This window comes from Alteromonas sp. LOR, from assembly GCF_000753865.1.
In the GTDB taxonomy this organism is placed as follows: domain Bacteria; phylum Pseudomonadota; class Gammaproteobacteria; order Enterobacterales; family Alteromonadaceae; genus Alteromonas.
The window spans coordinates 21414-39259 of the sequence record NZ_JQFW01000027.1 but is presented as its reverse complement, the minus strand read 5'-3'; the positions used below and the strand labels follow the sequence as shown (position 1 = coordinate 39259).

The following is a 17846-nucleotide window of genomic DNA, read 5'->3' as shown; positions in this document are numbered from 1 at the left end:
AAACCTTAAATTAAGAAAAATCTATAGAAAGTATTAATAGAAAAGCCCGCTTAAAAAGCGGGCTCTTAAAGTTTGCAGCTTTGTTTTATTAGAAACGGTAGCCAAGCGTTAGATGAACGGTTCTTGGGTCGCCATAATAGCCAATCAAGGTTGTATCGCCTCCTAGCCCTGGTCCAAAATTGCCATCTTCGTCGCGGGTGACAAAGTCATATCCGCCGGTAAGGTACTCTTCGTCGGTGAGGTTTTTCACGTGAAGACCTGCGTACCAATCTCCTTCTATGCTTTCCCAACGAGCACTCAGGTTAACCATGCCATACGCATCTTGTTCAATAAGATCGCTGGCTTCGAACAGTAAATAGTCACTTCTGTAGTAGTAGTTTGCGTTAAATGTAATATCGCCAAAACTGGTTTCTAAGAAATAGTTAGCGTTTAAATTAAAGGTGTTTTCTGGCGTACTTGCTGAACCAATTAGTGGTGGTATCGCATTATTCTCTTTAATTTCAAAGTCGATGTATCCATAGGCCACATCAAACTGAAGGTTTTCTGAGGCAATCCAGGTCATCTCTAACTCGGCACCTGTTGCTGCTGTTTCTGCCGCGTTTCTTAAGCGTTGATCCAGCGCTGTAGGGTCGGATAAATCACCCTCTACACCAATATACTGCCTATCGCTATGATCGTAGGAAAAGAGCGTAACGTTCAATCGTAAGGTATCACTTAAGTCACTTTTCATACCCAGCTCAAAACTGTCTACCACTTCTGGATTTACGCCAGGTTCATTTATTGTTGCACGAGGGTTAAAGGTGCCCGACTTGAAACCTTGAGAATAGCTGGCGAAAAACATCATGCTTGGGTCGAATTGATATTCTAGCCCTACACGAGGTGTGAATCGCGACCAGCTTTGCACTGCTGGGGCATCGAGTAACCCATCACCATCTGTATCTGTGCCCAATACCTGTGGAACTAGCTGTCCTTCTGGGCGCACATAGCCTTCAATCCAGCCAGTGGAAGGATAGACATTGTCAAAAATAAGGCCGTTATTTACAAACGCAGATTTTTCTTCGTCGGTGTAGCGCGCGCCAAGAGACAGAGAGAGTTGCTCTGTAATGTTGTAATTGAGCTGAGCATAAGCGGCATAACTTTCTGAGTTGTTACAGCCGGTTACCTCACGGGTTAAACCCGGTGCGCCTAAAGACTGCCCAAGTACACCTAAGATGGCATCGAAATTACCACAGCTATCACCATCGTAAAAATAGAGTCCCGACACCACGTCAAAATTATCGCCAAAATAGTTTGCCTGTAATTCATGGGTAGTGTTGCTGTCGTCATACTCTGCCGGTACGTCAAAAATAGGCAGTGGCGTATTATCAAAGTCGATGTTTGTTGGAGAATAACTTTCGCGATGAGAGCCGATGTATTTAAGCTCTAATTTATCACTCACGTTATAGCGGGCCAGCCAGCTATAACCTTCTAATTCAACTCTGTTAGATGTTGGTAAGCTGGTATAAGAGTCAAATTTTGAATCAGGTACTGGCGCATCGGTTAGCAAGCTTGGTATCAATCGATAACCACCGCGGGCATTAGACGTATCTTCTGTTTTATCCCAGCCAAAACGGAAGAATAAATCTTCGCTAGCATGTACCTCTAGAGAGACTCTTGCAGCCCATAAGTCTTTATTATAATTTTCTTTATCTTGATTAGGCAATGCGCTTAGCAAATACTCGCCAAAGCCATCTCGGTTTAAGTTGGCATAACCCACACCTAAGTAAACCGTATCTTCAACCAGTGGAATTTGACCGGTAACCTTAAGGTCGCGCTGGCTATAGCTGCCCACCGTGCCTTCAATATTCATTTGCGTGTCGCCAGTCATTTCTTTTGTTACGTATTTAACTGCACCACCAATCGTGTTTTTGCCATAAAGTGTCCCCTGGGGCCCACGTAATACCTCGATGCGCTGAACGTTTAGTAAATCGAGCACTGCACCCTGTGGTCGTGCAATATACACATCGTCTACATAAATCCCAACACCAGGCTCATAGCCCCACAAAGGGTCTTGCTGCCCCAAACCACGAATAAACGCGGTTAACGTATTGTTAGTTCCGCGGCTGGTCTGCAAGGTTGTGTTGGGCGAGAATTGTTGTAATTCAGTAAGTACGCTAATGCCTTTTTCACCTAGTTCAACAGAGCCTACCGACGTTATGGCAACGGGGGTTTCCTGCAGCGATTCAAGGGTGCGACGCGCGGTCACTTCAATACGCTCTAATTTGCCTTTTTGATTTTCAGCTTGTTCTGTGTTGGCTGTTTGGCTATTGGTCTGTTGTGCCCAAGCAGGAGATGCACACAAGCTTGCGGCTACCGCAATAGCGCATAAACTGTGGCGAGCACTTTTGTGACAAGAAGCCTTGTGATGAGACACTTTGTGAAGAGAAAGTGGTGTGCAGCCATGACGCTTTGTGTGTGTTGTTAGTGACATAGTGAGTCCTTTATTGTTCTAAGTGTTATTCACTGCTGGATAATTTGCTACGGTCACGAAATACTTTAGTTAATTAATTGTTAACAGTATGTAGTACCATCGTACTATGGGATTTTTGCAAAAGTAACGTCAAACTTTACGTGTAATTTGAATACGTTAGATTTATTGACAATAAGCTTGCGCGAAAGCAAGTCGGTTAGTAGATCTACAATCGACTTAACTGCTTTGGAATATCTGCGGTCACAGATTTTTAAAGGAAAACAACTATGTTAAGTATGATTGGCTTGGTAGGCGGGCTATTGCTACTTATTGTGTTAACAATACGTGGGATGAACCTGTTTATCGCTGCCCCCCTGTGTGCGCTTATTGTGGCGCTAACCAATAATATTGCGGTATTTACCGGCGACGTAAACTTTGTAGAAACCTACATGAGCGGTTTCTCTGGGTTTATTGCGTCGTGGTTTTTCATGTTTTTGCTGGGGGCGTTATTTGGCAAATTTATGGAAGACACCGGCGCGGCAGACTCAGTGTCTCAATGGATAATTTCTAAAATTGGCTATAAACAAGCTGTCTTAGCGGTCGTCATGGCCTGCGCCATACTTACCTACGGCGGCGTGAGCGTATTTGTGGTGGCATTTTCCGTCTACCCCATGGCGGTCAGCTTATTTAAAGATGCCAATTTGCCTAGACGATTCATTCCTGCCGCCATGGCCTTTGGCTCGGTAACGTTTACGATGACGTCGGCGGGCTCACCAGAAATTCAAAACTGGATCCCAATTAAATACTTGGGTACATCGCCTTTTGCTGCATGGGAAGTCAGTTTAATTGTCGCTATTTTAATGGCGGTATTCGGATATTGGTGGCTAGCGAAAATGATTCGAAAAGCAGTTAGTCAGGGTGAAGTGTTTGAGGCAAGGGAAAGCGACCCTGAAATAAGAGAAAGGGATCTGCCACATCCATTTACCGGTATTGTGCCCCTGCTCGTTGTGCTTGCCATTTCGTTTTTATTTCATGAAGAGTTGGCTCAGTTAGCATTAATTCTAGCCTTGGGCGGCGGCGTGCTTTGTTTGTTAGCCATAAACTTTAAATACTTTCAAAGTTTGCCTGTTGCCATAAATGCTGGCACCACTGGGGCACTGATTGCCATTGGCAATACCGCAGCGGTTGTGGGCTTTGGCTCGATTGCAAAAAACACCGACGCCTTTCAACAAACGGTGGCCTTAATGACTCAAATACCTGGCAATGAGCTGATTGGTGCTGCCATTGCAGTCAGCGTAATAGCCGGTTTAACAGGTAGCGCATCGGGCGGCCAAGCCATTGCCCTTCCCTTAGTGGGTCCACACTATATGGACCAAGGTGTAGAGCCAGAGCAGTTACACAGAATTGTTTCTATTTCATCGGGCGCCCTCGACTCATTGCCTCATAACGGGTATGTCGTCACAACGATTCGCGCAATTTGCCATGAAACCCATCAAGCCGCCTATTGGGCAGTGGGAGCACTGACTGTTGTTGTGCCGGTAATGGGGCTAGCGCTGGCTATCGGCCTGTTTAGCATATTGTAAAAAAAGGAAAGGTTTTACTATGAATCAGCGTTTTCACGACTTTCTAGTGCTAGCGAATACGTGCACTGCCAGGCAACCTTCACTTTTTCGCCCTGCTAAAACTGGCATCTTGTTTGGCGGAAGGTCTGGCGGCAGCCAAGGCACCGGCGTGCAAGTTGCACTCCCAACTAAGTTAGCAACTAAGCTAACAATTAGGTCTATAGCGGCGCTGTTTTTACTGTCTGCACTGGCAACCACCGCTGTGCTGGCTAACGACGAAGTGAGTATCGATGAGCAACAGCAACCTACCTTGTTGGTAAATAAGCACACCTTTCACATGGACAAGTTTACTACCTTTGGTGGCAAAACAATTAACGATGTAAAGATAGGCTGGGAAGCCTACGGAAAGCTTAATGCACAAAAGGACAATGTGATTTTAATTACCCATTACTTTTCTGGCACTTCCCATGCAGCAGGGAAATACAGCGCTCTAGATGAAAATGCAGGGTACTGGGATAGTATTATTGGCCCAGACAAAGCCATTGATACCAACCGCTTTTTCGTTATAAGTGCAGACACCTTGGTGAATTTAAACGCTTATGATGAAAAGGTGGTCACCACCGGGCCCGCCACCATTAATCCATCTACAGGAAAACCCTACGGATTAGACTTTCCAGTAGTGACTATTCGCGACTTTGTTAATGTGCAAAAAGCCTTATTAGAAAGCTTAGGCATCAAGAAACTTCATGCGGTGGTAGGGCCTTCAATGGGCGCCATGCAGGCCATTGATTGGGCAAGTGCCTACCCAAGTTGGGTACCTAGAATGTTATCGGTAATAGGCGCGGGGGAAAGCGACGCGTGGACGACCACGGCTCTTGAGCATTGGGCTACGCCCATCAGACTCGATAAAAAATGGAACAAGGGTAATTACTCGCCAAAAGAAGCGCCAACGGATGGACTTACCGCATCGCTGATGCTGATAACGCAAAATGCCCTAACCCCTGAGTTTTTTAACGCTCAAGGTAATATGCTAGGCTTTAAAAACGTAGAGCAAGCTCCCCTATCCAGTATTAACGAACAACATTCCATCACAAAGTGGTTAAAAGCGCGGGCGGCCGCCCGTGGTAAAAAGATGGATGCCAATCACCTGCTGTATCTAGTAAGAGCGTGCCAGCTTTTTGTCGCAGGACATAAAGAAAACCTAGATGCGGGACTAGACACCATTAAGGCGAAGACGCTGTTTCTGCCTGCCGATTCTGATTTATTACTGATGCCCTATTTAGCTCAACATGCACATCAAACGCTTAAGCAGCAGGGAAATAACAGCGAATATACCGAACTTCAAGGGTCACTTGGACACCTAGAGGGCGTGGCAAATATATCAAAACAGGCAACCGCTATTCGCCAGTTTTTGGAAAATGAGTAAAGGATTTTATGATGACGATTAACACTATTATCAAAGCAGCCTTGGCAAGTAGCCTTTGCTTTTCCATTGCCTTACACGCGCAAACAAAACAAGAAGGCATGCCGGAGCTATCTCTCGACTTATCTGACGTCACCGTATCGGGGTTGTCTTCTGGTGGATATATGGCTACACAGTTTCAACTGGCCCACAGCGATTGGGTTAAGGGTGTAGGGGTTTTGGCAGCTGGCCCCTACTTTTGTGCCAAGGGCGATATTACAACGGCACTTGCCCAGTGCGTCAACAAGACCGACACCAAGCCAGATTTAATGGTTTTAAGTGAGCAAGCGGCACAATATGCAAAGGCGGGAAAACTTGCTGACTTAGACAATATGAAAGATGCCAAGGTGTGGTTATTTCATGGCAAGCGTGACGTGCGAATTGCCAGTGAAGTTAGCGATGCTTTATTCGAGCAATACACAATGTGGACAGACACTCAAAACATAAAATACGTTAACGATATGTCTATCGCTCACCTGTTTCCAACGAAAACGAACGGAACAGACTGTATGACATCAGAAAGCCCGTTTATTGGTAACTGCGATTATGACGCCGCTGGCGACATGCTTAACCATCTTGTTGAAGGGTTAACTGCACCAGACGATGAACTGTCAGGTTCGCTGCATACCATTAACCAACAGGACATTGCAGGCAGCAATGCCAAAACACTGGCCAGCGAAGGCTTTGTTTACGTACCGCAAAGCTGCGCAAGCGGAGAAAGCTGTCGGGCACACATCAGCTTTCACGGCTGCAACCAATACGCTGACGCTGTGGACGATGCCTATACGTCGCAAACAGGGCTGAATGACTGGGCCGATGACAACAATATGATTGTGCTGTATCCGCAAACAAAAAAATCACTCTTTATGCCGCTAAACCCACAAGGTTGCTGGGACTGGTGGGGATATGCCTCAAAGGACTATGCCAACAGAGATGGCGATCAGATAAAGGCGGTGAATTCGCTTTTACACTCTCTTGATACGTTACCCTCGCCAACAACTAAAGCTGTATCTCAAGTAACGCCTCAAGCAATGTCTCAAGTTGCACAGCCTTCGCCACACCAGGCAATCGCACAGCAAACTAGTGCACAGCAAACTAGTGCACAGCGAATTAAGACACAGCACAAGATAGAATCTATGAAACAGGAAGGCTTTGATGAATAAGCGAACGGTATTTATTACTGGAGGAGCCAGTGGTATTGGTTTAGGCATCGCAGAGACGTTGGTAAAACAGGGTCATCACGTTATTGTGGCGGATATTAACGAAAGTGCTGCGCAAGAGGCGGCAGCGGTGCTGGCCAGTAAGTTTGGCAGTATTAATGATGGCAGCGCGAGCGCAGTGGCGGTAGATGTGTGTGACGCAGCGCAAATTGCTGCCTTACCTGAAGTACTCGGTAAGCTCACCGTCGACGTACTAATTAATAACGCTGGCATCCAACACGTTTCAAACCTTGAAGATTTTCCTGCTGAAAAATGGCAGCAGTTGATTAATATTATGCTGGTTGGCCCTGCCCTAACCACCCAAGCGCTATTACCAGCCATGAAAGCACAAAATTTTGGGCGTATTATTAACGTGGGCTCTATTCACTCTCTTGTAGCCTCGCCGTTTAAGTCGGCCTATGTGGCCGCGAAGCATGGCTTGCTAGGACTTGCTAAAACTGTGGCATTAGAGACTGGTGACTATGATATTACTATTAATACCTTGTGTCCGGCCTATGTAAAAACTCCCTTAGTTGAGCAACAAATAGCGGCTCAAGCCAAGGAAAACAATATGACCGAGGACGAAGTAGTGAAAAAAATCATGCTTGAACCTATGCCGAAGAAGCAGTTTATTGAAGTTCAAGAACTCGCCGATACTGCCGCATTTTTAATGACAAACAGCGCCAAGAACATTACAGGTCAAGCAATAACCCTAGATGGCGGCTGGACCGCAAGGTAAAACTTCCCTTTTACAAAACACTTGTGCTAATGTCCAAATCATTGGAAATGAGAGGACATTAGCGTTCCATGCCCTACCAAACCGTTGCTTTAATTGGAAAACCTCAGCACGAGGCCACTCACGACAGCTTAAATTTACTTGCCGATTATTTACTCGCCAAAGGATGCGAGGTGTTGGTAGAGGAAAGTATTGCTCAAGAGCTAGAAACCGACAACATTAGAAGCTGCGACCTTGTCGCTATCGGTAAAGAAGCTGACCTAGCCGTTGTCGTTGGTGGAGATGGCAGCATGCTTGGCGCCGCCCGCGTACTTGCCCGTTTTGATATCCATGTTGTGGGTGTGAATAGAGGTAACTTAGGTTTTCTCACCGACATTCATCCCGACGATATCATTCAGCAACTTGACTACATCTTTAACGGCGAGTGTTTCGTTGAAGAACGCTTTTTACTGGAAGTGGGCGTTTACCGTCACGAGAAGTTAAAAAGTAATAGCTCAGCGGTCAATGAAGTCGTACTCCACCACGGAAAAGTGGCGCACATGATGGAGTTCGAGATTTATATCGACGAACAGTTTGTGTTTAGCCAGCGCAGTGATGGACTCATTGTAGCAACGCCAACGGGCTCAACCGCCTATTCGCTCTCCGCAGGCGGGCCCATCATTATGCCAAAACTTGATGCGCTAACCTTAGTGCCCATGTTTCCCCATACTCTGAGCAGCAGACCTATTGTGGTAGACGCCGACAGCCAGGTATCGATGAAAGTGTCAAAAGTGAATAGTGACTCGTTGCAAGTAAGCTGCGACAGCCACATTGTATTGCCGGTTTTACCTGGCGATGAAATTCGCATAAACAAAAGTATCGATAAACTTCACTTAGTACACCCTAAGGGCTATAGCTACTTTAACGTATTGCGTAAAAAGCTGGGCTGGGGCAGTAAGCTCTACTAATGTAGGGACTCGCCTTCTGCCATACGTGTGGCCGCCATACGTGTGAATACTGCAGATGTAGACTAAACATCTATGGCTTCATTTACCCTGTCTTCGTAAAGTTTTCGAATTTCTCGAGCCTAGCGAACTTTGTGGCAAGTTAACCGGCTTTTCTACCTAATGTTCGCCCTGCCATACAAAGAACACTGAATATTTTACACGGCTATTCATATTTCGAGCATCTTTTTCGCACCTTTTAGATAAACCTATCACATTGAAAAATAAAGAAAAATTAACCTTTGCGAATTTATTCAATTAAATTAGTTACTTATAATTTTGGTACAAGTCGGCATACCGGTTGCAACACCTTAAGCAACTGGCTCGATAATCTATGTTGTTTCAACATAACTTTTGAAGGTCGAAAGACTCGATAAGTATTATCAACACCTATTTACTGAAGCGATAATAAGGAGTTTATTATTATGAGTAACAACGAACTTAAATTTACTGCACCAGGTATGGATAACGAAACTGCAGCAAGCACTATCAAAACGTTAGAGCAACGTTTAGTGGCGCTACTTGATCTGCAGCTCACCCTGAAGCACATTCACTGGAATGTAGTAGGTCCAAACTTCATTGGTGTGCACGAAATGCTAGACCCACAAGTTGATGCAGTGCGCGAAATGACTGATACCATTGCAGAACGAATTGCCACACTGGGCGGCGTACCGAAAGGCACACCCAAAGCCATTGTAGAGGGTCGCTCGTGGAATGATTATGAGTTAGGCAAGGGCCTAGTGACTGACCATTTAAAAGCGCTAGATGCAGTGTATGACGGTGTAAATGGCGATCACCGCAAGGCGATTGAAGGCTTAGGCGACTTGGACCCAGTGTCGGAAGATATGATTACAGGTCAGTTAGCTGAACTAGAGCAGTTCCAATGGTTCGTAAGAGCGCATTTAGAATCAGGTAGCGGCGAACTAGCCCAATAGTTCCATCGGTAAACAGTACCGTTAGGAAAATAAAGGAAGGCCACCGAGGCCTTCCTTTTTTTTTTTCTATATTCCCTTGTCTTACTTCTTCTCTTTCCCTATTTTTTACTTTCCTCACATTTTTTCCCAAACGATTTTCTTTGCTTACTCACTTGTATCTATCTTTAACGTAATGCGAGTAATTACATGAGGTGGAATTGCCATTAACTTTACAGTGACCACTGGCAAAAAAAGTTGTAGGCTAAATTTCGAAGCAGAGGTCTTACGAACATTGGAAAGTGTGTGCTTTGTTTATAAAAAACTAATTTATATACAAATCAAAAAATACTCCTACGGCTTAATACCTTCTGCTTAGAAATATTATTTGCAGCCAAAAAACATGGTGCAAAAAAACAAAAATTAAAAACAACACTTAAATAGAGGTATATGGCTAGTCTGACGTAATTCATCGCCGATTACCGTAACCAAACATCATTAGACAAAAAGGAGTTCCATTTAATGGACTATTTTACAAAAGCGCTTAAACACTATGCTGATTTTACAGGCCGTGCGCGGCGCACAGAATACTGGATGTTTTATCTGTTCTACATTATTTTTTACATTGTGTGTTCAGCTGTTGGATACTTCCTTGGCACTGAATTTATAACGATGATTTACGCCCTTGCATTATTAATCCCCTTACTGAGTGCAGGCGCAAGGCGTTTACATGACACTGGCCGCTCAGGTTGGTGGCAGCTACTCAATCTAATTCCGATAATTGGCTCAATTATTTTGATTATTCTCTTAGCGCAAGACAGCCATGATGATAATGAATATGGGCCAAACCCTAAAGCTAGTCTTTAGGTTTCAGTTGTAGGCTTGGGTTTAAGTTTATAGGCTTAGGTTTTAGTTATAGGCTTAGGTTTTAGTTATAGGCTTAGGTTTTAGGTAATTGCCTTAGCAAATAGTTTTGTGGTTTACCTGTATAAGTAACAAGTGACGTGTAATAAAGCGCATGATGAATTTCACTCTCATGCGTTTTTTCTTCCTAATTGTTATTCCTTTTTTATAGTAGTTTTATTTCAATTAGCGTCAATCGACTACAATATGAAGTTGCACCAGGCCAATGCAACAGCGCATCGCGATAGCTAATTGTAAAAACAAGTGCAAAAAGCAAGTGCAACAACAGTTGCAATAGTAAAGCGCAATAGGCAAGGCACGCATAAAAATATCGTAAAACCTGTACAGCCCCCATAAATAGTGGGTCAGATAAAAATTTTCGGCAAATAACACCTCGCAAATCGACAGATTACATTCGACTATACTTTACATCTCAAGAATACTGTATATATTTACATGTACTGTATATATCATCATGTTCAACTTTATTAGAGTGTGGTTATGTTAGCGAATCTTTCGATATCAAATTTTGCCGTTGTAAAACAACTTTCTGTTCATTTTGAAAATGGCCTCACTGCGGTTACAGGTGAGACCGGGGCAGGTAAATCAATTGCCATTGATGCCCTAAGCTTGTGCCTTGGTGAAAGGGCCGATGCAAATGCGGTAAGAAAAGGTTCAGCAAAAGCCGAAATAGTGGCGCACTTTTCACTTGCTGATAATGCAAGTGCAAAAGCGTTTCTCGACGAACATGAATTAACCTCGGATGAAGATGAAACCAGCTGCTTTATCCGCCGGGTAATATCGAAAGAAGGTCGCTCAAAAGCCTTCATTAACGGCACTCCAGTATCTTTGCAGCAACTAAAAGGTCTCGGCCAAACACTGCTTTCCATTCATGGTCAAAACACCCATCTACAGCTATTAAAAGAAGATTATCAGCGCCAGCTTATTGATAGTTACGCAGACCATACTCATTTAATGAATGATGTAAAAGACGCTTATGGCTCGTGGAGAGACAAACAAAAAACGCTCAATGAACTGCGTTCGAAAGCTCAACAAAGAGAAGATCGTCTGCAGTTACTTACCTATCAGGTGCAAGAACTCGACGAGTTTGCCATTGAGAATGGCGAATTTGAAGAACTTGAAATTGAGCACAAACGCTTAAGCAACGGTCAGAGTTTATTAGAACAAGCGCAAACCAGTGTGTATAACCTCTATGAAAATGATGAAGGGAATGCGCTGACCGTTATTCAAAGCAGTATCGAGAAGCTTGGCGAATTAGAAGCACACGATGCGAGCCTAACGCCTATCATCGCCCTCCTTAACGACGCATCAATTCAAGTTGAAGAAGCAGCAAGCGAACTGCGTGGTTACTGCGATCAATTGGAAATAGACCCTCTGCGTTTACAGCAGGTTGAAGCCCGCTATTCAAAAGCGATGGAGCTGGCTCGTAAACACGCCGTAACGCCTGAAGAACTTGCTCAACATCACCAGTTATTGTCGCAAGAATTTGCTGCACTTGGCGAGCAGGAAAGCTTACTAGGCACACTCGAACACGATGTTGAAGCAGCAAGACAACATTATTTGGTGGCAACAAGCAGTTTATCTGAAAGCCGAATGAAAGCAGCTCAAAGTTTTGCAAACGACATTGAATCACAAATTCAGCAAATGAATATGCCGCACGCTAAAGTGTATATTGATATTCTTTATGACGAGCTGAAAAAGCCCGCAGTTAATGGGTTAGATACGATTGCCTTTAAAGTATCAACGAACCCTGGGCAAGATGCCGACGTATTGGAGAAAGTGGTATCAGGCGGTGAGCTTTCTCGAATAGGTTTAGCTATTCAGGTTATTGCTAGCGATAGCCATGCTACCCCCACTATGATTTTTGACGAAGTGGACACCGGTATTAGCGGACCAACCGCTTCAATTGTAGGTGCACTGCTAAGAAAATTAGGAAAGCAGTCTCAGGTTATGTGTGTCACCCATTTACCTCAAGTGGCGGCACAAGCACATAACCAGCTTTTTGTTACCAAGCTTACTGATGGCGAAAGTACAGAAACACAGATGATACCGCTGACGAAACAAGACCGAATTGACGAACTCGCCCGACTGTTAGCTGGCGACAAAGTAACCAAATCGGCACTTGCTAACGCAAAAGAGCTGCTAAAAAGCGCTTCATCGAACTAAAATGCAGTTGATTGGTCATAGTTGTCAATGTAGCATGCCTTCGCGCTTGCATTAAAACAGCTGAGGTTTCCTTATGAGGAAACCTTTAGGCACTAACAAAGGCAATACTGGACTTATATACGCATGAAGTTGCACCATCTTATAGTTATTCTTTGCATTACATTTACTACCACAGCTTGTTCTAACTGGATTTTCAGAATTGACGTTCCGCAGGGCAATTTTCTCGATCAGCGTGATGTTGAAAAATTGCGTATTAATATGACAAAAGAGCAAGTTATCTACGTGCTAGGTAACCCTGTTGTTCAAGACTCTTTTGATAGCGACACGTGGTATTACGTTTACGATATGAAGCGTGGCATGAAAGACCGAGGCGACGACTTCCAGCGTCAGATGATCATCACGTTTGTAGACAATAAAGTGGCAAACGTTGAAGGCGACTTTGAACTGTCTGAAGACTTCAATACTCCTCTCGACGAGTAATTCAAAGACGTCGTTTTACAGCAATGCAGAAAAATAGAACAGAAGCAGGTTATTAACCTGCTTTTTTAAATGTGCTTATATTTTCTACGATATTATATTTAAGCTGTTAGATTCAGGCATTAGACTTAAAGCACTAGATATAGGGTATTTGATTTAGGGTATTAATATGGAACATAGCTTTTGGCACAGCAAATGGCACAATAATGAAATTGGGTTTCATGAACCCACTGGCAATGCCTTGTTGGTGAAATATAGTGATGTTTTATTAGGCCCAGGTAGTAATGAAGCCTCACAAAAGCGAATCTTTGTGCCCTTGTGCGGGAAAACTAGAGATATTGCATGGCTGCTGTCAAAAGGCTGTCAGGTTGTTGGTGCAGAGCTTAGCGAGGTGGCTATTACACAGCTGTTCGACGATCTCAACATTACTCCCACTGTTAAGTCTTCGTCTAAGGGTAAAGTATATTCAGCCCCTAACCTTACCATTTTTGTTGGTGATATTTTTGCACTTCGTCGTGATGACATTGGCGAAATAACAGGTGTGTATGATAGAGCAGCATTAGTTGCTTTGCCCGATGATCTTCGTCGAAAGTACGCTAACCACCTTATAGACATAACTCATAACGCCCCCCAATTAGTTATCACATTCGACTATGACCAGAGTGAACTGCCAGGTCCTCCTTTTTGTGTGAATGACGAAATGGTTGCTGATATGTATGCTAGCAATTATTCAATTTCGCAGCTTGAGCGCTCTAATGTAGAAGGCGGTTTAAAAAGAAAAGTGAAAGCAGACAGCCTGGTCTTTAAGCTCAGTCTTTAAGCTTAGTCTTTAGGCTTCGTCTTTAATCGTAGTGCTTAGTTCTGGGTTCAAGTTTTTGCACTTAAGAGCTCACAACAATCCGTTCACGCTGCAGGTTCACTTGTGATTCTCCTTATTAGTATCCTTATAAGTACCCACATTAATGCATTCATTAGTACTTTCGATGTTAGGTTAAAAATTCCCAATCGAGTTGTCTCCCCATCTAGTCTTCTCACACCCACAGCAAAACGCGTTTTTTATTAATATCTAGGTCATTTCCTCGTTTTATAAGTTAAATAAGTCAGGTTAAAGTGGCTTATCTGTCCCCAATTCCTCGTTTTGCTTATCCTATAACTATCATAAAATCAGTAATTTAGACTTAAGTCTAATTCGCTACATATGTAAAAAAAATGTAATAAATCAACATTTGCACAATTATAGTCTTGAACTAATATCAAATTCAGAAAACCACGATACACAGTGTTCTGAAAAGCGTTGAGCTTTATACCAACGCTTCTTATTGATTATTGAATGTTTGCGCGTGCTAGGTGTACCCAGCGCCCTAATACTTAGAATGAAGTTCTTGCATAGGTATTCGCTGTCGTCTAATCAAGCCTGTGTGCTCGATGAGTATCTACTCGTAATCAGAGTTCTAAGTCGTTGTTTTCTCTACCTTTCGTTGGAATTCGCCGTGAAGGGTAGCGCAGTTTCACTGTGCAAGTTTCTATTTGGACTCTCACAGTGACATTTGCACTAAAAAACGAGATAGAAAACACACTACGCACTTTGAGAGTAATGCCGCATGAGCACTAACAACACTTGGTTTGGCCTTGCATTAATTGCAGGCAGCACATTGATACTAGGCGGATGTCAAAACGACGATGAGGCCATCGGAGGTACGTTAGAGAATCCCCCTCCCCCAACATCAGCCAATTACGAATTAATTTGGGCAGACGAGTTTGACGGCAATGCCCTAGACACGAATAAATGGGAAGTTCAATTGGGAGACGGGACGTCTGAAGGATTACCACCAGGTTGGGGTAATAACGAGCAGCAATACTACACCGCAGACAACATTACTGTTGAAGACGGTGTACTAGTCATAGAGGCTCGCATAGGCGACTCTCCAGACCCGAATTTTGCATTTACCTCCGGCAGGCTTCGCACTCAAGGAATTTTAGATTTCACCTACGGGCGAATTGAAGCTCGCATACAGGTGCCTGAAGGTCTTGGGCTGTGGCCGGCCTTTTGGACACTGGGAAGTGACCCCTCGCCCTTTGGAGAATGGGCTGCAAAAGGTGAAATAGACATTATGGAGTCTTTTGGACAAGCCACGCCTTTTGTAGCAGGTACTGTACACTATGGGCAAAGGTTTCCATTAAATGAAAGCGCTACCAAAACATTTGAAGTCGACCCCACCGACGGTTTTCATGATTATGCAGTAGAATGGGATTCTCAGCGTATACGCTGGTTTGTCGATGGCGTGCATTACTTCACAGTTAGCCGAGATACGTATTGGAATTACTATTTTAAAAACCAAATGGAAGGCTTCTTAGCCGGCGAAGAAGATGCTCCCTTCAATGAAAACCAGCATCTTCTTCTTAACCTTGCTGTAGGTGGCGATCCGGCAGGCACACCAAATCCCAACGACACTGATGTATTTCCAGGGCAAATGCTCGTGGACTATGTGCGGGTTTATCAGTGTCCGCTTCCCCCTGTAAATGATGGGTTAGGGTGTGAAAATAGTATTGACCAAGTTGACCCGTTCGTTATCACTCAAGGCGGTGATGGTACCCCGCCTGCGCAAAACGTAGAGATAAACAGCTTTAGTTTATACGACAACGGGCCTGGCGTACTCTTCCCTGACAGTAACAGCGAGCGTCCACTAGGTATTGGCGTTTTCGACAACAACGGAGCACTTACCGTATCCGAAGTCGAGGCTGCAGACGCTGATAGAGGTACCGTCATTGAAGTTGTCACTTCCGGCGGCGGTAATATCCAAATTAACGACCCAGAAGGCAACACCTTTGAGTTGTTTGGCATGGGTAGAGCGGATAATAATGAATTTTTTGGCGGCGAGCTCACCTTTGACCTTTTCGTAGACAGTGAGTCTACAGAGGCCACACTGCTGCAGGTAGGTGTTGACAGCGGCTTTCCAAACATTGGCTTTACACAGGTACCTCTGAGCGACTTACCGCAGGATGAATGGACGTCTGTATCCCTTGCCTTGAGCGACGTTATCCAAAGTAATATTGGCGCTTTCGGTGGTGGCCCTCTTGATATTGAACAGGTTCTCAACCTTATTGTGCTTGAACCCGTGGGTGGCGCTGCTCGCATTCAGTTCGACAACATTAGTTTAGTCTGTGGTGCGCCGTCCTCGAAGCCATGCGGCATTGTGAGTATCACCACCGTACCTCAAAACGTGTTTATTGATAGCGTCGACCCTTTATGGGACTTTGGCATTGGCGCAGGTGACAGTGGCTCAGGGTTTGCCACCTACACCGATGGTAGTAATCCAGATGGTGAGAACAAAATAGAGTGGGAAGTGATAACGGCTAATGATGCCGCTCGCGACCAAGTCATAGAGATTACCTTCAATGGTGACGGAGAGAGCGGCGTTTGGTTTATCGCTACCGAGCCCGTTAACCTCTCGGGCTATAACAGCGGTGCGGTGGTATTCGATATATTTGTTTCAGATTTTGGCAGTGACACCAACAGCGTAACAATGCAAATAGACTGTGTGTTCCCCTGCACAAGTGGCCCACAAGATATAGGTCGCCCTGGTGATGGCGAATGGCAAGAAATTGAAATTCCACTGAGTCAGCTTATTAATAGTGGACTCAATACCGCCAATGTAAGTGCTGGTTTAGTGTTGGCCACCACCGATGTTAATGCTACCTCAACATTTATCATTGATAACGTGCGCTGGGAGCCGACCACCGACATTGAAGAGGTAGAGGTGTTGCCCTTAAGTTTCTTTGCAGACTTTGAGGGCGTTGACGGGAGCGGCGCAGCGTTAGGTGGAAACTGGCAAAGTTTTGGCACCGTTTTTGATGCTAACGGCGGGTTTGTTTACAATTACGGCCAACCCTTCGCAACACCGTTAAACAGCAACAGCTTTGCCAATATCACCACTGACCAAGGTGGCGCAGGACAAGGTGCGCAACAGTTGGTTATTTTTAACGACTACAATAACCAAGACCATGGTAATGGCCTGCTAATACAGGCAGCGACTTTCCAGCAAGTCACGTTGAGTGCAGACGATACCGGTGTATACACGTTTAGCTTCGATGCAAGAGCGCCTAGTGAAGGTGCTATCGCCGAGCCCACCGTTGCGACTGCTTACGTACAAACCTTAGACCCATCAAATGGCTTTGCTACTACAGCGCGTGTGGAAATCGATTTATCCACATTATCAAGCTCAGATTGGCAAACCTTCAGTGTTGATTTCAATATTGACGGTGAGGCAATGGCTGGACAGTTGCTAGAGTTTGGTTTTACAAACCGCACTACTGGCTTTGCTCCCTCGGCAATTGTCGTTGATAACATAGACTTCAACCTAGCTGTTGGTGGAATAAACTACGCCAGCGACTTTGAAAGTGGCGACCCAAACGGTGGTGAGATTGGTGATAACTGGTTAAGTTTCGCTGCGGTATTTGGGGCGGATGGTAATTTTGCCTATAGCTATGGGCCGTTCCCATCACCAAACAACGCTGGCGGATTTACCAGCTATGCCTCAGGCGAAGCCACTGAGAGCCAAGGTACTCAGTATCTGAATGTATTCAGCGATTACAATAACGCCGACCATGGCAACGGCCTCACAATTGAAGCGGCTAGTTTTCAGGAGCGTACATTCTCTGCATCTGATGCCGGCGAGTATTCGTTTTCGTTCGATGCCAAAGCTCCTTTTGAGGGTGGTATTGCCCCACCCACCACAGCGTACGCCTACATTCGCGTACTCGACCCTAACAATGGATTTGCTTCATCCGTTGATATTCGAGTGGATTTGAGCGAAGTCAGCAACAGTGAATGGACTCGCTTTACTGTACAGGCAACGCTAGAAGACAGCTTAGACGGTCAAATACTTCAGTTTGGGTTCTCAAACTCAGCCACCGACTACAACCCCAGCGGCATTTTCTACGACAACGTAGAATTTTCCCGAGCTGAGTGAGGAGAGA

General features: G+C 44.7%; 12 protein-coding genes. 11 read left to right on the top strand and 1 reads right to left on the bottom strand.

Annotation, left to right across the window (positions count from 1 at the left end; all coding sequences use genetic code 11):
* Nucleotides 1-88: 88 nt before the first annotated feature.
* Nucleotides 89-2470: a TonB-dependent receptor gene (locus JV36_RS0110110; RefSeq protein ID WP_081926595.1), complete on the bottom strand. Its 2382-nt coding sequence runs from the start codon at nucleotides 2468-2470 to the stop codon at nucleotides 89-91.
* A gap of 266 nt (nucleotides 2471-2736) precedes the next feature.
* Here JV36_RS0110110 and JV36_RS0110105 point away from each other — a divergent pair, with 266 nt between their 5' ends.
* The 11 genes from JV36_RS0110105 to JV36_RS19240 all read left to right on the top strand — a co-directional run bounded on the left by JV36_RS0110105 (nucleotide 2737) and on the right by JV36_RS19240 (nucleotide 17839).
* Nucleotides 2737-4032, top strand: a complete 1296-nt coding sequence (locus tag JV36_RS0110105; RefSeq protein WP_032096998.1) for a GntP family permease — start codon at nucleotides 2737-2739, stop codon at nucleotides 4030-4032.
* 19 nt (nucleotides 4033-4051) lie between these two features.
* Nucleotides 4052-5437 (top strand): E22 family MetX-like putative esterase, encoded by a 1386-nt coding sequence (locus tag JV36_RS0110100; RefSeq protein ID WP_081926594.1) that lies wholly within the window; start codon nucleotides 4052-4054, stop codon nucleotides 5435-5437.
* Between the two features lie 8 nt (nucleotides 5438-5445).
* On the top strand, nucleotides 5446-6636 hold the full coding sequence (locus JV36_RS0110095) for an extracellular catalytic domain type 2 short-chain-length polyhydroxyalkanoate depolymerase (protein WP_081926593.1): 1191 nt from the start codon (nucleotides 5446-5448) through the stop codon (nucleotides 6634-6636).
* Complete coding sequence (locus JV36_RS0110090; protein WP_032096997.1) at nucleotides 6629-7411, top strand: 3-hydroxybutyrate dehydrogenase; 783 nt, start codon at nucleotides 6629-6631, stop codon at nucleotides 7409-7411. Before JV36_RS0110095 ends, JV36_RS0110090 begins: the two co-directional genes overlap by 8 nt.
* 68 nt (nucleotides 7412-7479) lie before the next feature.
* On the top strand, nucleotides 7480-8355 hold the full coding sequence (nadK, locus tag JV36_RS0110085; protein ID WP_032096996.1) for an NAD(+) kinase: 876 nt from the start codon (nucleotides 7480-7482) through the stop codon (nucleotides 8353-8355).
* Between the two features lie 461 nt (nucleotides 8356-8816).
* Nucleotides 8817-9326 (top strand): DNA starvation/stationary phase protection protein Dps, encoded by a 510-nt coding sequence (gene dps, locus JV36_RS0110080; RefSeq protein ID WP_032096995.1) that lies wholly within the window; start codon nucleotides 8817-8819, stop codon nucleotides 9324-9326.
* A gap of 498 nt (nucleotides 9327-9824) precedes the next feature.
* A complete protein-coding gene (locus tag JV36_RS0110075; RefSeq protein ID WP_032096994.1) occupies nucleotides 9825-10169 on the top strand; it encodes a DUF805 domain-containing protein in 345 nt (114 codons plus the stop codon).
* Nucleotides 10170-10706: 537 nt separating this feature from the next.
* The gene (gene recN / locus JV36_RS0110070) at nucleotides 10707-12392 is read left to right on the top strand and encodes a DNA repair protein RecN (RefSeq protein WP_032096993.1); all 1686 of its coding nucleotides are present in this window, start codon (nucleotides 10707-10709) and stop codon (nucleotides 12390-12392) included.
* A 123-nt stretch (nucleotides 12393-12515) separates the two neighbouring features.
* A complete protein-coding gene (locus tag JV36_RS0110065; protein WP_032096992.1) occupies nucleotides 12516-12872 on the top strand; it encodes an outer membrane protein assembly factor BamE in 357 nt (118 codons plus the stop codon).
* A 166-nt stretch (nucleotides 12873-13038) separates the two neighbouring features.
* A complete protein-coding gene (gene tmpT / locus JV36_RS0110060; protein WP_032096991.1) occupies nucleotides 13039-13689 on the top strand; it encodes a thiopurine S-methyltransferase in 651 nt (216 codons plus the stop codon).
* A gap of 781 nt (nucleotides 13690-14470) precedes the next feature.
* Entirely contained in the window at nucleotides 14471-17839 is a 3369-nt protein-coding gene (locus tag JV36_RS19240; protein WP_052010277.1) for a glycoside hydrolase family 16 protein, read from the top strand.
* The last annotated feature ends 7 nt before the right edge of the window (nucleotides 17840-17846 follow it).

Bases quoted from the DNA above. Each gene is read 5' to 3' on its own strand.
- JV36_RS0110090 (WP_032096997.1), top strand. From the start codon at position 6,629: ATGAATAAGCGAACGGTATTTATTACTGGAGGAGCCAGTGGTATTGGT.
- JV36_RS0110065 (WP_032096992.1), top strand. From the start codon at position 12,516: ATGAAGTTGCACCATCTTATAGTTATTCTTTGCATTACATTTACTACC.
- dps (WP_032096995.1), top strand. From the start codon at position 8,817: ATGAGTAACAACGAACTTAAATTTACTGCACCAGGTATGGATAACGAA.
- JV36_RS19240 (WP_052010277.1), top strand. From the start codon at position 14,471: ATGAGCACTAACAACACTTGGTTTGGCCTTGCATTAATTGCAGGCAGC.
- recN (WP_032096993.1), top strand. From the start codon at position 10,707: ATGTTAGCGAATCTTTCGATATCAAATTTTGCCGTTGTAAAACAACTT.
- nadK (WP_032096996.1), top strand. From the start codon at position 7,480: ATGCCCTACCAAACCGTTGCTTTAATTGGAAAACCTCAGCACGAGGCC.
- JV36_RS0110100 (WP_081926594.1), top strand. From the start codon at position 4,052: ATGAATCAGCGTTTTCACGACTTTCTAGTGCTAGCGAATACGTGCACT.
- JV36_RS0110075 (WP_032096994.1), top strand. From the start codon at position 9,825: ATGGACTATTTTACAAAAGCGCTTAAACACTATGCTGATTTTACAGGC.
- JV36_RS0110105 (WP_032096998.1), top strand. From the start codon at position 2,737: ATGTTAAGTATGATTGGCTTGGTAGGCGGGCTATTGCTACTTATTGTG.
- JV36_RS0110095 (WP_081926593.1), top strand. From the start codon at position 5,446: ATGATGACGATTAACACTATTATCAAAGCAGCCTTGGCAAGTAGCCTT.
- tmpT (WP_032096991.1), top strand. From the start codon at position 13,039: ATGGAACATAGCTTTTGGCACAGCAAATGGCACAATAATGAAATTGGG.
- JV36_RS0110110 (WP_081926595.1), bottom strand. From the start codon at position 2,470: ATGTCACTAACAACACACACAAAGCGTCATGGCTGCACACCACTTTCT.